At 71.7% G+C, this 13,279-nt stretch carries 13 protein-coding genes; 10 read left to right on the top strand and 3 right to left on the bottom strand.

Annotated elements, in window-relative coordinates; translation table 11 throughout:
• Positions 1-64 precede the first annotated feature (64 nt).
• Complete coding sequence (locus ACNYC2_RS25010) at positions 65-667, top strand: gamma carbonic anhydrase family protein (protein ID WP_419704341.1); 603 nt, start codon at positions 65-67, stop codon at positions 665-667.
• 12 nt (positions 668-679) lie between these two features.
• On the opposite strand, the gene ACNYC2_RS25005 is transcribed toward ACNYC2_RS25010, so the two are convergent.
• On the bottom strand, positions 680-1,627 hold the full coding sequence (locus ACNYC2_RS25005) for an EamA family transporter (protein WP_419704340.1): 948 nt from the start codon (positions 1,625-1,627) through the stop codon (positions 680-682).
• Between the two features lie 147 nt (positions 1,628-1,774).
• Between ACNYC2_RS25005 and ACNYC2_RS25000 the strand changes: the two genes are divergently transcribed.
• From ACNYC2_RS25000 to ACNYC2_RS24975, 6 genes are all read left to right on the top strand, one after another.
• Positions 1,775-2,281 carry a type II toxin-antitoxin system Phd/YefM family antitoxin gene (locus ACNYC2_RS25000; RefSeq protein ID WP_419704339.1) on the top strand — a complete coding sequence of 169 codons (507 nt, stop codon included), beginning with the start codon at positions 1,775-1,777 and terminating at the stop codon, positions 2,279-2,281.
• Complete coding sequence (locus ACNYC2_RS24995; RefSeq protein ID WP_419707900.1) at positions 2,281-2,616, top strand: hypothetical protein; 336 nt, start codon at positions 2,281-2,283, stop codon at positions 2,614-2,616. The genes ACNYC2_RS25000 and ACNYC2_RS24995 overlap by 1 nt, the downstream gene beginning before the upstream one ends.
• 25 nt (positions 2,617-2,641) lie before the next feature.
• Positions 2,642-3,622, top strand: coding sequence for an o-succinylbenzoate synthase (locus ACNYC2_RS24990; RefSeq protein ID WP_419704338.1), 981 nt, complete (start codon positions 2,642-2,644; stop codon positions 3,620-3,622).
• A complete protein-coding gene (gene menD / locus ACNYC2_RS24985) occupies positions 3,619-5,403 on the top strand; it encodes a 2-succinyl-5-enolpyruvyl-6-hydroxy-3-cyclohexene-1-carboxylic-acid synthase (RefSeq protein ID WP_419704337.1) in 1,785 nt (594 codons plus the stop codon). Before ACNYC2_RS24990 ends, menD begins: the two co-directional genes overlap by 4 nt.
• A gap of 84 nt (positions 5,404-5,487) precedes the next feature.
• Positions 5,488-7,053, top strand: a complete 1,566-nt coding sequence (locus ACNYC2_RS24980) for a S1C family serine protease (protein WP_419704336.1) — start codon at positions 5,488-5,490, stop codon at positions 7,051-7,053.
• A 180-nt stretch (positions 7,054-7,233) separates the two neighbouring features.
• Entirely contained in the window at positions 7,234-7,764 is a 531-nt protein-coding gene (locus ACNYC2_RS24975; protein WP_419704335.1) for a GNAT family N-acetyltransferase, read from the top strand.
• 8 nt (positions 7,765-7,772) lie between these two features.
• On the opposite strand, the gene ACNYC2_RS24970 is transcribed toward ACNYC2_RS24975, so the two are convergent.
• Positions 7,773-8,402, bottom strand: coding sequence for a TetR/AcrR family transcriptional regulator (locus ACNYC2_RS24970; protein ID WP_419704334.1), 630 nt, complete (start codon positions 8,400-8,402; stop codon positions 7,773-7,775).
• 127 nt (positions 8,403-8,529) lie between these two features.
• Here ACNYC2_RS24970 and ACNYC2_RS24965 point away from each other — a divergent pair, with 127 nt between their 5' ends.
• On the top strand, positions 8,530-9,126 hold the full coding sequence (locus ACNYC2_RS24965) for a DUF6230 family protein (RefSeq protein ID WP_419704333.1): 597 nt from the start codon (positions 8,530-8,532) through the stop codon (positions 9,124-9,126).
• Positions 9,117-10,844 carry a DUF6114 domain-containing protein gene (locus ACNYC2_RS24960; RefSeq protein WP_419704332.1) on the top strand — a complete coding sequence of 576 codons (1,728 nt, stop codon included), beginning with the start codon at positions 9,117-9,119 and terminating at the stop codon, positions 10,842-10,844. The genes ACNYC2_RS24965 and ACNYC2_RS24960 overlap by 10 nt, the downstream gene beginning before the upstream one ends.
• Positions 10,845-10,927: 83 nt before the next feature.
• Here the strand turns inward: ACNYC2_RS24960 and ACNYC2_RS24955 are convergent, their stop codons facing one another.
• Positions 10,928-12,385, bottom strand: coding sequence for an isochorismate synthase (locus ACNYC2_RS24955; RefSeq protein ID WP_419704331.1), 1,458 nt, complete (start codon positions 12,383-12,385; stop codon positions 10,928-10,930).
• A gap of 127 nt (positions 12,386-12,512) precedes the next feature.
• Here ACNYC2_RS24955 and ACNYC2_RS24950 point away from each other — a divergent pair, with 127 nt between their 5' ends.
• Entirely contained in the window at positions 12,513-13,208 is a 696-nt protein-coding gene (locus ACNYC2_RS24950) for a demethylmenaquinone methyltransferase (protein ID WP_419704330.1), read from the top strand.
• Positions 13,209-13,279 lie beyond the last annotated feature (71 nt).

Below are 13,279 nucleotides of genomic sequence, written 5' to 3'. Positions count from 1 at the left end.
GCCTAGTTCGGGGCCGCGGAGGGCGTGGCAGCCTCTATCGTGGCGGCGACGAGAGGACCCTCACATGCTCATCCGCCATCGCGGTCTAGAACCCTCCATCGACCCGTCGGCATACGTCGCCCCGTCGGCGACGCTCGTGGGCGACGTCCGCATCGCGGCCGGTGCGCGGATCCTGCACGGCGCGGTGCTCACCGCCGAGGACGGCGCCGTGATCGTCGGGGCGGACACCGTGGTCATGGAGAACGCGCTCGTGCGGGGGCGCCAGGGGCATCCGGCGGAGATCGGGTCCGCGGTGCTGATCGGCCCGCACGCCCATGTCAACGGCAGCACCGTCGAGGACGAGGCGTTCATCGCGACCGGCGCCGCGCTGTTCCCGGGCAGCGTCATCGGGGCGGGCGCCGAGGTGCGCATCCACGGCGTGGTGCAGGTCAACACAGTGGTGGACCCGGGCGCGGTGGTACCGATCGGCTGGATCGCGGTGGGCGACCCGGCAACCATCCTGCCGCCGGAGAAGCACGAGGAGATCTGGGCGATCCAGCGCGAGCTCGACTTCCCCGGCACCGTGTACGGGGTCGACAGGGACACCTCGATGCGTGAGCTCATGCGCCGCCAGTCCGAGTACTACGGCGCCCACCGCGACGACGCGCCTGTGGACGGGACCGCGTAGCGATCCAGGTACTCAGGTCCGGCGGTCCAGGTCCTGGTTCGCTGCGAGGTCCTCCGGCCGGATCTCGGGGCGCGAGCCGCGTGTGGCGCCCACCGAGGCGATGACGACGCACAGCACCGCGATCCATTGCGACCAGTGCAGCAGCTCCTGGAGCACGACGAGGCCGATGAGGGCCGCCATGGCTGGTTCGAGGCTCATGAGGATGCCGAAGACGCGCGGCGGCATCTTGCGCAGCGCCTCCAGGTCCAGCGAGTACGGGAGCACCGACGACAACAGAGCCAGACCGAGCCCTGCGACCAGGACCCACGGTTGAACCAGCGCCGCTCCGCTGTCGACCACGCCGATGGGGACCGCCACCAGCGCGGCGACGATCATGCCCAGGGCCAGGCCGTTGCCCTCCGTGGTGTGGCGGCCAAGCGCCGCGCTGACCACGATGTACAGGCCCCAGCACGCCCCCGCGCCGAGGGCGAACAGCAGGCCGATCAGGTTTACCTCGCCGCCACCGCCCATGAGCAGGACGACGCCGGCCGCCGCGAGCGCCGCCCAGAGCGCGTCCAGCCAGCGCCTCGACCCGATGAGGGCCACCGTGAGTGGCCCGAGGAACTCGATGGTGACCGCGATCCCCAGCGGGAGCCGGTCCAGCGCCAGGTAGAAGCACAGGTTCATCAGGCCGAGGGTCAGGCCGTAAGCGACCACCACGGTCCACGCCTGACGGCTCATGCGTGGCGAGGGTCGCCACAGGAGCAGCAGGATCGCCGCGGCGAAGAACAGCCGCAGCGCGACGGTCCCGAAGCTGCCCACCTCGCTGAACAGCTGCTTGGCCAGTGCGGAGCCGAGCTGGACGCTGACGATGCCGAGCAGGACCAGGGCCGTCGGCGGGACGCCACCGAGACCGCGTCCGACCAGACCGGTCAGGGATGGCCGGGGCGTCGGGCCGCGTCGAGCACTGTCATCGTTCATCGGGGCCACACCTGGAGTATCGACGGACATCGGGTCGCGTAACACGTCATTTCGCTGCAGCCCTGTGGATAACTCTTCAAGGGTGTCTGTGGCCCGACGTAGGTTCGTTCTCGGGTGCTCACCCGACAATCAAATGCAGGAGGAACGATGGCGCTTGTGCTTGACAGTTCAGAACATGTTCTGAACTATGGGACGATGGATGTTCGACCGATTGCTCAGACGGTGCGGTTCTCCGATCTCTCACGCGACTCCAAGAAGGTCGCGGCTGCGGCTGACCGGGGCCCTGTCATGATCACGCGCCGGGACGGGGAACCACTGGTCCTGCAGCGGCAGAGCGTGTATGAGCAGAACCGGGCTGGGCTCGCGCTCGCGTCCCAGGTGATCGCGGCCGCTGTAGGTGAAGGCCCGGAGGGCTTTGCGGAGCGGCTCGGGCGATTCTTTCCGTGGATGAGTTTTCTCCCGCCGGCCGGACGCGCTCACTGCGCGAACGAGCTGGCCCAAGTGGCCCGAGCCTGTGCGTCCGTGTCGGTCTTCGAGCCGCTCGAGGTCGAGGTCGGCGCGTGGCAGTCGACGGCTGAGGCGTACGCGTCGGGCCATGGGCCTGACCGGGAGTACGACTGGCTGGACGAGGCGATCGCCGTTGAGCGGCCGTGATGGTGCGAGAGGCCGCAGTACCTCGTCCCATCAAGAAGAACGAGTACACGATCGTCTTCGCGAGCAAGCAGGCTCAGAAGGGCTGGCTCGACGTCGCGGCGACAAAGCGGAACGCGCTGGCCGACGCGTGGGACTTTCTCACGCGGACTCCGCATGCGTCATCACAGATCTGCCATCAGCTCAAGTTCGAACTGGCAACCGTCGAGCGTGCCGGACAGGTCCATGACAGGTGGCAGTACGAGCTGCCTGGCGGGGCGCGGATCTGGTTCTACGTCGCAGCGGGTGTAGTTCACATCCTCGACGTCCACACGCATCATCCGAACGAGACCAAGTAGCCGTGCAGGTCGTTAGCCTGGGCCTGTGCTGCTGATCGGTGAGCCCGTCGTCTGGTCCACGCCCCTCCGGACCCGCTTCCGCGGGATCGACGTGCGCGACGGAATCCTCCTGCGCGGGCCTGCCGGCTGGGGCGAGCTGTCGCCGTTCTGGGACTACGACGACGCCGAGTCCGCGACCTGGCTGCGCGCCGCGCACGAGGCGGCCTTCACCGGCTGGCCCGAGCCCGTCCGCAGCAGCGTCCCCGTCAACGTGACCGTGCCCGCCGTCGGGCCGGAGCGGGCCCGGGAGATCGTCCTGGCCTCCGGCGGCTGCCGCACCGCCAAGGTCAAGGTCGCCCAGCGCGGGCCCGACGGGACGCTCGAACCGGTGTCCGCTGAGGTCGAACGGGTCGCGGCGGTCCGGGAGGCCCTCGGGCCCGACGGCGCCATCCGGATCGACGCCAACGCCGCCTGGACCCCCGACGAAGCCCTCGCCCACCTGGCCGAGATCGACCGCGCGGCCGGCGGGCTCGAATACGTGGAACAGCCCTGCGCCACCGTCGACGAGCTGGCCCTCGTCCGCCGCAAGCAGGACGTGCCCGTCGCGGCCGACGAGTCCATCCGCCGCGCGTCCGACCCCCTGCGGGTCGTGCGCGAGGAGGCCGCCGACATCGTCGTCCTCAAGGTCCAGCCCCTCGGCGGCGTCCGCGCCTGCCTCGCCCTCGCCGAACAGGTGGGGCTGCCGGTCGTCGTCTCGTCGGCGCTGGAGAGCTCGGTGGGGCTCGCCGCCGGCGTCGCCCTCGCCGCGGCCCTCCCCGAGCTGCCCTACGCCTGCGGGCTCGCGACGTCCCAGCTCCTGGTGCACGACGTCGTCGCCGAGCCACTGCTCCCGGTCGACGGCGCACTCCCCGTCCGCCGCCCCGAACCCTCGCCCCGGGCGCTCGCGGCCGCGGCGGCCGACCACCTGACCGCCGAGCGCTGGCTCGCGCGGTACCACCGACTGACCCGGATCCTGGAGGACGCATGACGATCCCGCCCGCCGTCACCGCCGCCCGCGCACTGGTTGCCGACCTGGTCAGCCGGGGTGTGGCCGACGTGGTGCTCGCGCCCGGCTCGCGCAGCGCGCCCCTCGCCTACGCGGTGGCGGAGGCCGCCGACGCCGGCCGCCTCACGCTGCACGTCCGGATCGACGAGCGAGCGGCGGGATTCCTCGCGCTCGGTCTGTCGAAGGGTGCGGAGGGCGCCCCGGTCGCCGTCGTCACGACGTCGGGGACCGCCGTCGCGAACCTGCACCCGGCGGTGCTGGAGGCGAGCCACACCGGGCTGCCGCTGATCCTGCTCACCGCCGACCGGCCGCACGAGCTGCGCGGTACCGGGGCGTCACAGACGACCGACCAGGTGGGCATCTTCGGTTCGGCGGTGCGGTTCGCCGTCGACGTGCCGGCGCCGAGTCAGGGAGCGGCAGGGGAGCCGGGTACCGAGCCCGGCGTCCCGACCGCCGAGGACCTCCGCGATCTGCGGAGCGTCACGGCGCGCGCGGTCAGCGCGGCCCTCGGGTTCCGGTCGGGGCATCCCGGTCCGGTGCACCTCAACCTGGCGTTCCGGGACCCGCTGACGCCGTCGGCCCCGCTGCCGGGGCTGCCCGCGGACACCGCGCAGGAGGGCTACCCCAAGCCCGACCCGCCGCTCGTCGTGCCCGCCATGCTGCAGCACGTCGCGTCGCCCGCACTGCCCGGCAACCCGGCGCACACGGTCGTCGTGGCGGGTGACGGCGCGGGCACCGATGCCCGGCAGCTCGCGGAGGTGCAGGGCTGGCCGCTGTTCGCGGAGCCGTCGTCGGGCGCGACGGGCGGGCCCAACTCCATCGCGGCCTACCGGGCGCTGCTCGGGTCCGAGGACCTCGCCGGGAGCATCGAGCAGGTGGTGGTCCTCGGCCGGCCGACGCTCTCCCGGCCGGTGCAGCGGCTCCTCGGCCGCCCCGACGTGACGGTCTCCGTCGTCGCGCCGGGTGCCGGTCCGTGGCCCGACGCCGCCCGCAACGCCGCCGTGGTGCTGCCGGGTGTGTCGCCCGCCTGGTTCGAGACGTCCACGCCGCCGCCGTCCGCGTTCCTGGAGCGCTGGCGTGCCGCGGGCGCGCGGGCTTCCGAGGTGCTCGACGACGTGACCTCCGACGAGGCGGTCCTCGGCGGACCGACCGCACTCTCCGTGGCCCGCGCGGTCGCCGCAGTGCTCGGGCCGGACGACCTGCTGGTGGTCGGCTCGTCCAACCCGGTGCGGGACCTCGAGCTGGTGCTGGGCCTCGACGGCCCCGGCCCGGCGGTCCTCGCGAACCGCGGGCTCGCGGGCATCGACGGCACGGTGTCGACGGCGGTCGGCGTCGCGCTCGCCGCCGCCCGCCGTGGTCTGCGGACCCGAGCCCTCCTGGGCGACCTCACGTTCCTGCACGACGTCGGCGGCCTGCTCCGCGGACCGGACGAGACCCCGGTGGACCTGGAGATAGTGGTGGTGAACGACGACGGCGGCTCGATCTTCGCGACGCTGGAGCACGGCGCGCTCGCCGCCACCGGCAACGCGGCGAACGCCACGTTCGAGCGGGTCTTCGGGACGCCGCACGGGTCGAACCTGGCGCAGCTGTGCGCGGGGTACGGCGTGGACCACCAGCTCGTGAAGGACGTGCCGACCCTGCGCCACGCGCTGCAGGCACCCAGTCACGGGATCCAGGTGATCGAGGTACGGGTGCCCAGGGCGGACCGCCAGGCGGAGTCCATCGAGCTGACGCGCCGCATAGTGGCCGCCGTCCAGGAGTGAGGGCTCGCAGCGAACTCACAGACTCGTCCAAGGTTGAAGCAAGGATCGGGGTGTCAACTGGTTCTGACTTCAAGGAGGGTCACGATGACCGACGAGAACAGCACCACTCCGCAGCCGGAACAGCAGCCGCACGTGCCGCAGCCCACCGAGCAGCTGCCGCCCGCGACGCCGCCGACTCACCAGCTGCCGGCCGCGGCGCCTGCGCCCGCACCGGCACCTGCGCCCGCACCGGCCCAGAACGCGGCGGCTGAGCAGTCCTCGAACGCCGCGCAGCCCTCGCACCCCGCCCAGCCGTCGCACCCGGTGCCCACGCAGAGCCCGGCACCCGCGCAGAGCCCGGCGCCCGGGTACGTCAACCCGTACGCGGCCCCGGCGACGGTCACGGCGTCGGGCGAGACGAGGGCGAAGAACCGCGCCTGGGTTCCCGTGGTCAGCGCAGCAGCGGCTGCCGCCCTGCTGGCCAGCCTCGGTACCGCGGGCGCGATCTCGCTCACCGACGGCTCGGACGGCGCCGCCTCCCTGGCCGACGTGGGGCAGACGACCAGCCAGAACGTGCCCGTGAAGAGCTCGACCGTCGACAACCCGGACTGGACGGCCGTCACGTCCGCGGTGCAGGAGTCGGTGGTGGCGATCCAGGTGGAGAGCCAGGGCGGCGGCGCGGAGGGTTCCGGCGTCGTGCTGGACTCCGAAGGCCACGTCCTGACCAACAACCACGTGGTCGCGGACGCGCAGAAGGTCCAGGTGACCCTGAGTGACGGCCGGGTGTACGAGGCCGACATCGTCGGTACCGACCCGACCACCGACCTCGCCGTCGTCAAGCTCTCCGACCCGCCGTCGGACCTCAAGCCCGCGAAGTTCGGGGACTCCTCCGACGTCGTGGTGGGGGAGCCCGTGATGGCGCTCGGCAACCCGCTGGGTCTGGCCAACACCGCCACGACGGGCATCGTGTCCGCACTGGACCGCCCGGTCACGGCCAGCGCCGAGGACGGGTCGGACCAGGTGGTCACCAACGCCATCCAGATCGACGCCGCGGTGAACCCCGGTAACTCGGGCGGGCCGCTGTTCAACGCGTCGGGCGAGGTCATCGGCATCACGTCGTCGATCGCCACGCTGTCGAGCGGGATGTCGTCGGGCGGCTCCGGCTCGATCGGCCTCGGGTTCGCGATCCCGTCGAACCAGGCGACGCAGATCGGCGACCAGCTCAAGGCCGACGGCACTGCCGAGCACGCCTTCCTCGGCGTCTCGCTCCAGGACGCCACGGCCACCGCCGACGACGTCACCCGGCGCGGCGCGGGCGTCGCCGAGGTGACCCCGGACTCGCCTGCCGGCAAGGCTGGCATCCAGCAGGGCGACGTGATCGTCGCGATCGACGGTGCTCCGGTGAACGGCTCGGCGTCCCTCACGGCGTTCGTCCGGGAGAAGACGGCCGGGGACGAGTCGGTGCTGACCGTGGTGCGCGACGGCAAGACCCAGGAGGTCACCGTGACGCTCGCGGTCAAGGAGGAGTCGGCGACCCAGGACCAGGGCCAGCAGAACCAGGGCCAGCAGGGCCAGCAGTCGCCGGACTCCGGCTCGGGCTCCGGCTCGGACCAGAGCGCACCGAACAACATCCCCGACTGGATGCAGGAGTGGTTCGGCAACCAGGGCTGACCTCCCGACCCTCCCGCCGAGCGAAACCCGCCGAGATAGAACTCTGGCGAGATAGAACTGGGGCGAAGTAGAACGCGAGCCAGCGTTCTACTTCGCCCTAGTTCTATCTCGCCACGGTTCTACTTCGGCGTATTCGCGTTCAGCGGGTGAAGCCGGCTCGTCCGGTCTAAATTAGGCCGCGTGTCTGGGACGTTTACCGTGGTCAGGACCCTCGGCCGATCGGATGCCGCGCACGACATCCTCGGGGAGCTGCCGGAATGGTTCGGCATTGACCGGTTCACGCACGAGTACGTCGAGGCGGCGGCCAAGTTCCCCAACTATGTGGCGGTCGCGGCGCCCGAGGCCGCGCCTCCCGGAAGCGCCCCGGCACCGGCGATCGAGGCCGACGGCGGAAAGATCCCGTCCGAGGACGTGCTCGGCGTGCTGCTCGTCGACCAGCGGTACCCGACGTCGGCGGAGGTGCACCTGCTCGCCGTCCGGCGCAAGCACCATCGCGGGGGCATCGGGCGCACCCTCATGCGGCGGGTGGAGGACGACCTCAGGGCCCAGGGCGTGCGCCTGCTGAGCGTGAAGACGTTCGGGCCGTCGGCGTCCGACCCGGACTTCGACCGGACCCGTGCCTTCTACACCGCCTGCGGCTTCCACCCGGTCGAGGAGTTTCCCGACCTCTGGGCCGACAACCCCTGCATGCTCATGGTCAAGGCGCTCTGACGGAGCGGTCAGCTCGCCGACGGGACCCCGAACAGCGCCTCCGAGGCGCCCGGCACGACGGCGGCGACGACGCCGCCGAGGCTGCGCTCGAGATAGCCGACGAGCTCCTCGTCGGTGAGGTCGGAGTTGATACCGCCGTCGACCAGCGCCTGCTCGGCGAGGGCCACCCAGGAGCGGACCGCCACGCGCAGGAGCTCCGACTCGGGCACTCCCAGCTCCAGGAGGACGGCCATGGCCCGCTCCGTCTGCTCCCGACGCGCGTCCTCGATGACGGCACGCACCTCCTCGTCACCGCTGGCCGCACCACGGACCAGCGAGTAGAAGGTCGGGCCGTGCTCCCGCACGTAGGCGACGAGCCGGGTCAGCGTGCTGACCAGACGCTCGGCCGGCGGAAGCTCCGCGAGAGGCTCGGAGGCGTGCAGCATCGAGTCGCGCGCGCGGCGCACGATCTCGTGGTGCAGGCCGTTCTTGGAGCCGAAGTAGTAGTAGACGAGACCCGTCGAGACACCGGCTTCGGCGGCGATCTCCTCGACGGTCACGTCCGCCAGCGGTCGGTCCGCGAGAGTGGCCACTCCCAGCGCCACGAGCTGGTTGCGGCGTTCCTCCGGGCGAAGTCGGGTGCGACGGGCTGTTGCCATGGTTCGAGCATATCCGGCATGCTTTGCGGCGCTCTCAGCAGACAATTGACGCTAACTCAGTAATCGCGCTAACGTCGCGACGGGACGACGGCGTAGTCGTTCTCACATTGGCATCGAGGGGAAACCAATGAAGCTCAGCAAGCTCACGGGGTCGCGCAAGGGGCGCGTGGCTCTGGCAGTCATCCCGGTCGCGATCGCCGCCAGCTTTCTGCTTGGCGGGGTCGCCCAGGGCGCAGTGCCCGTCTCGTTCGCGATCTCCGGCAGCCAGTTCAAGATCGGCGCCGACCAGCTCGTGGGTACCGGCTTCTCGCAGTACGCGGGTGTGGCCACCGCCTCCGACGGCACGAAGCACCCCGCCGCCATCGCGAACATCAAGGACGCGAAGCTCTACAACCTGTGCCAGTCGGTCGTGCAGGACACGCCGCTCGGCAAGGTCGGCCTGCTCATCTCGGCGGGTACCGCCAAGGACAAGCCCGCGCTCGCGACCGACCTGCAGATCGGCATGAACGACCTGTCGGGTACCGCGGTCTTCAAGAACATCCGTATCGGCGTCGACGCCTCCACCGTCAACACGACGAAGAAGGGTGACGCCGGCGACTTCGCCATGGACTCCGACTCGATCGACATCGAAGGTCTCCAGCAGGTGTCGTGGAGCACGCAGGCCGCCGTCTTCCAGCTGACGGACCTCAGCCTCAAGATCACGGACGGCACCGAGTGCTTCTGAGTCCGGGTGACGGCCAGGCCGACGCCGGCCGCCCCGGACTTCGCACGAAGCTTGCTGACTGGCGCCGGGACTTCCGTCCCTGGCGCAGGCAGCGGCCGTTCGTCGGGGGTGTGCTGGTAGCGCTCGCTGGTCTCGAGATGCTTCTGTCCGGCCCGATCAAGCTGGACCAGCTCGGGATGAACGTCGTGCTGCAGTTCGGGGTGGAGGGCTCCCAGGCGACGATCCTCCCGATCGCGCTGATCCTGCTGGGGATCCTGTCGATCGCGCAGCCCGTGCACCGGATCTTCTACGGCGTGATCGCGCTGGCGATCTCCGTCTACTCGATCGCCGGGGTGAACCTCGGCGGCTGGGTCGTCGGGTTCCTGCTCGGGGTGGTCGGCGGCATCGTCGTCGTGTCCTGGGCGCCTCCGGAGGCGGACATCGAGCCGGACACGGCGGCCGACGACGCGGCGGACCCCGCCGAGCCGCGGGCCACGGACGACGGCTCGGACGACACAGCAGGGGACGCGGACGACCCAGCCGAAGGCGCACCCGCCCCGGCGTCGGACACGGACGACGCGACCGCTGCGAAGACCGGCGACACGAAGGCGGACGTCGCGAAGGCGAAGCCCGACGCACCGGCCGCCGAGCCCGCCCCGGACACCGAGGCCATCCCTCGAGCGGACTCGCTCAGCACGGCGCTGCGCGCGCTGTCCCAGAAGTCCGCCGCGGTAGTGGTCGCGGGCGCGCTCGCGATCGGCGGCACGAGCATGCCCGCGTCGACGTCGGACGCCCAGAGCACGCAGGACGACTCGTTCTGGTGCGTGGTCTTCGGCGCCTGTGACGAGGACGCGGCGGACCCGTCGGCCACGCCCACCCCGTCGCCGAGCGGTTCGGACCCGGGCGCTTCGGACCCGGGCGACGGCGGCACCGACGACCCGGTCGGCGACGTGGTGGACGACGTCACGGGCGGCGGCACCGATCCGGCCGACGGCGACACCGGGTCAGGCGACCCGGCCGACGGCGGCGCGGGCGCGGACGACGACCAGCCCGAGTGCGAGGAGCCGACGCAGGACGGCTCCGTGCCGCCCGAGGCGGGGGACAGCGCGCCGTCCGACCCCTGCGGCGAGATCGACCCGCAGGAGACCATCGAGGAGGCACTGCAGACGGAGCTCGGCACGTGCGTCAAGGTGAGCTTCGGCGGCAGGTACGACCTGAACGTCGACCTGCCGGGCCAGTGCGGGGCCAAGGAGGACGGTTCGGTCTTCTCGCTCCCTGCCGACCTGGAGAGCCGGGACCTGACGATCCCGCTCACCGGCATCAACGGCATCGGCCTGGCGAATGTGCCGGTCAAGGGCGCCGGCGAGCGGCGGGACGCCATCAAGATCTCGGCCGACAAGGTAGTCGTCGACGGCTTCTGGCTCAAGTCGTACGCCTACAACCACGGCACGACGGCGGGCACGGACACCCGGGCGAACTTCGTCTCGCTCGAGGGTGACGCGCACATGTACGTGTCGTCGATCCACGCGAACCTGCCGGACGGGCAGGACCTCCTGGAGGTGGCCACCAAGGTGCTCGAGGGCGCCTCGCTCATCGAGATCCTGCTGACCGCCACGGATGCGCGGATGGGTTTCCTGGGTGCGACGTCGAACGTCCAGGTGTGGGACGGCTTCCGCGAGCAGGTCTGGGGCGACGAGACCGACCCGATCGGCAAGGGCCCGACCGCCGGCACCCCCTGAGGTAGGTCCGCGAAGTAGAGCGCCTGTCCGACTCTCCCTGGTGTCACCAAGGGAAACCCGGACAGGCGCTCTACTTCGCGGACCTACCGCGGCGTGGCGCCCAGGGCGTAGCGCATCGGTTCCAGCTTTGCCTCCGACTCCGCCAGTTCTGCCTGCGGGTCCGAGGCCGCCACGATGCCGCAGCCCGCGAAGAGGCGGATGTGGTGGCGGTCGGTCGCCGAGATCTCGGCGGACCGCAGGGCGATGCCCCACTCGCCGTCGCCGTCGGCGCCCACCCAGCCGACCGGCCCGGCGTACCGGGCCCGGTCCAGGCCCTCGATCTCCCGGATGAGGCTGCGCGCGGCGGTGGTCGGCGTCCCGCAGACGGCGGCGCTCGGGTGCAGCGCGGCCGCCAGCGACAGCGACGACGGCCGCAGGCCCGACGCCGGGCTCTGGTCGGTCAGCACGCCCGTCACGTCGGTCGCCAGGTGCATGACGTTCGGCAGGTGCAGCACGAACGGCGCCTCGGGCACGTTCATCGACGAGCAGAACGGTTGCAGCGCCGCGGCCACGGAGCGCACCGCGAACTCGTGCTCCTCCAGGTCCTTCGACGAGCGGGCGAGCTTGGCGGCGTGCAGCAGGTCGGCGTCGGCGGGGACCGACGGCGAGCCGGGTCCGTGCTCGCGGCTGATGGTGCCCGCCAGCACGCGCGACGCCACCAGACCCTTCTCGCTGCGGACCAGGAGCTCCGGCGTCGCGCCGACCATGCCGTCCACGCTGAACGCCCAGCAGGCGTCGTACGCGGACGCGAGCCGGCCGAGCAGGTGGCGCGTGTCGACCGGGTGCTCGGCCGTGGCGACGACGTCGCGCGCGAGCACGACCTTCTCCAGCTCGCCGGTCTGGATCCGGGCCACACCCTCGGCGACCACCGCCGGCCAGTCCGCCGCGCCCACTGCGCCGTCGGCCAGGACCACCTTGCCCGGATCGGTCACGGGCTGGTGCGGGTAGGCGGACAGCAGCTCCTCGCCCACGGGGGCGGAGCGGTCGCCCACGAGGGAGATCGTGGTCGTCCAGGCCCGGCCACCCTTCCGGCCGACGACGACGCGCGGCACGATCAGCACCCCGCTCGCTCGCGTGGGGTCCTCGGACTCGTCGCCCGGCGTGACGTCGTCGAACGCGAAGCTGCCGAACGCGACCAGCCCGCTCCCGGGCAGGTTCACGTCGTCGTGCACGACGGCGCGGTCCAGCACCCGGCGCCAGGCGTCGTCGGCGTCGGCGAAGCGGCCGGGGCCGAACGTCTCGAAGCGCAGCGCCTCGCCCCAGCCCACGAGCCCGTCGCCGTGCCGCACCCAGGCGAGCGCGTTGGTGTCGGGGAGCCGGTCGACGAGCGCGGTCGGCGTATCGGGCAGGTCGTCGACCGCGACGGTGCGGACCACGAGCTGCGGACCGTCGGGCGCGCCCCGCGGCAGGTCGGACGGGGGCGGCGCATCGGTGACCCAGGTGCCGGACACGGAGAGGCCGGTGGGTGCACCGGGGGTGCGTCCGGCAGGCGAGACGATCATCTTCCTCAGGATAGGTCGGCGGACGGATCGACCCCACATCCCGTGGGAGACGTCACACAGGGCAGGGTGGGTGGACGGCGGGGCCGGGATGCCGTGGCGCCGTCCGGGGTCGTGAAACGATGGCCGCATGTCCCGCGCAAGCCTGGAAAAGAAGCCGGCCGAGGTCGCGTCGATGTTCGACGGGATCGCCGCCCGCTACGACCTGACGAACGACCTGATCTCCCTGGGCCAGGACCGGCGCTGGCGCCGCCTCACGGTCGACGCCGTCGCCGCGATGCCCGGCGAGCGGGTGCTCGACCTCGCCGCGGGCACCGGGACCAGCAGCGAACCCTTCGCCGCCGACGGCGCGTTCGTGGTCCCGTCCGACTTCTCGATCGGCATGCTGCAGGTCGGCAAGGCGCGGCGGCCGGACCTGCCGTTCGTCGCCGGGGACGCGATGCGGCTGCCGTTCGCCGACGCGTCCTTCGACGCGGTGACCATCAGCTTCGGCCTGCGGAACGTGGCGGACACGGACGTGGCGCTGCGCGAGATGCTGCGCGTCGTCCGGCCCGGTGGACGCGTGGTGATCTGCGAGTTCTCCACGCCCACGTGGGGTCCGTTCCGCAAGGTGTACCAGGAGTACCTGATGCGCGCGCTGCCCGTGGTGGCGAACCTCGTGACCCGCGAGAAGGGCTCGTACGACTACCTGGCGGAGTCCATCCGCACCTGGCACACCCAGGTAGAGCTGGCCCACCTGCTCCTGGAGGCCGGCTGGGAACACGCGGCCTACCGCAACGTGTCCGGCGGAATAGTCGCCCTCCACCGAGCAACCCGCCCGGCCTAACCCCAACCGGACCGCCGAAGTAGAGCGCCTGTCCAGACACTCGCTCTACCTCGCCGACGCTCGATCGGCGA

This window comes from Promicromonospora sp. NFX87 (assembly GCF_048564965.1).
GTDB lineage: Bacteria > Actinomycetota > Actinomycetes > Actinomycetales > Cellulomonadaceae > Promicromonospora.
The sequence above is the reverse complement of the archived record's forward strand: the minus strand, read 5'-3'. Positions and strand labels throughout refer to the sequence as shown.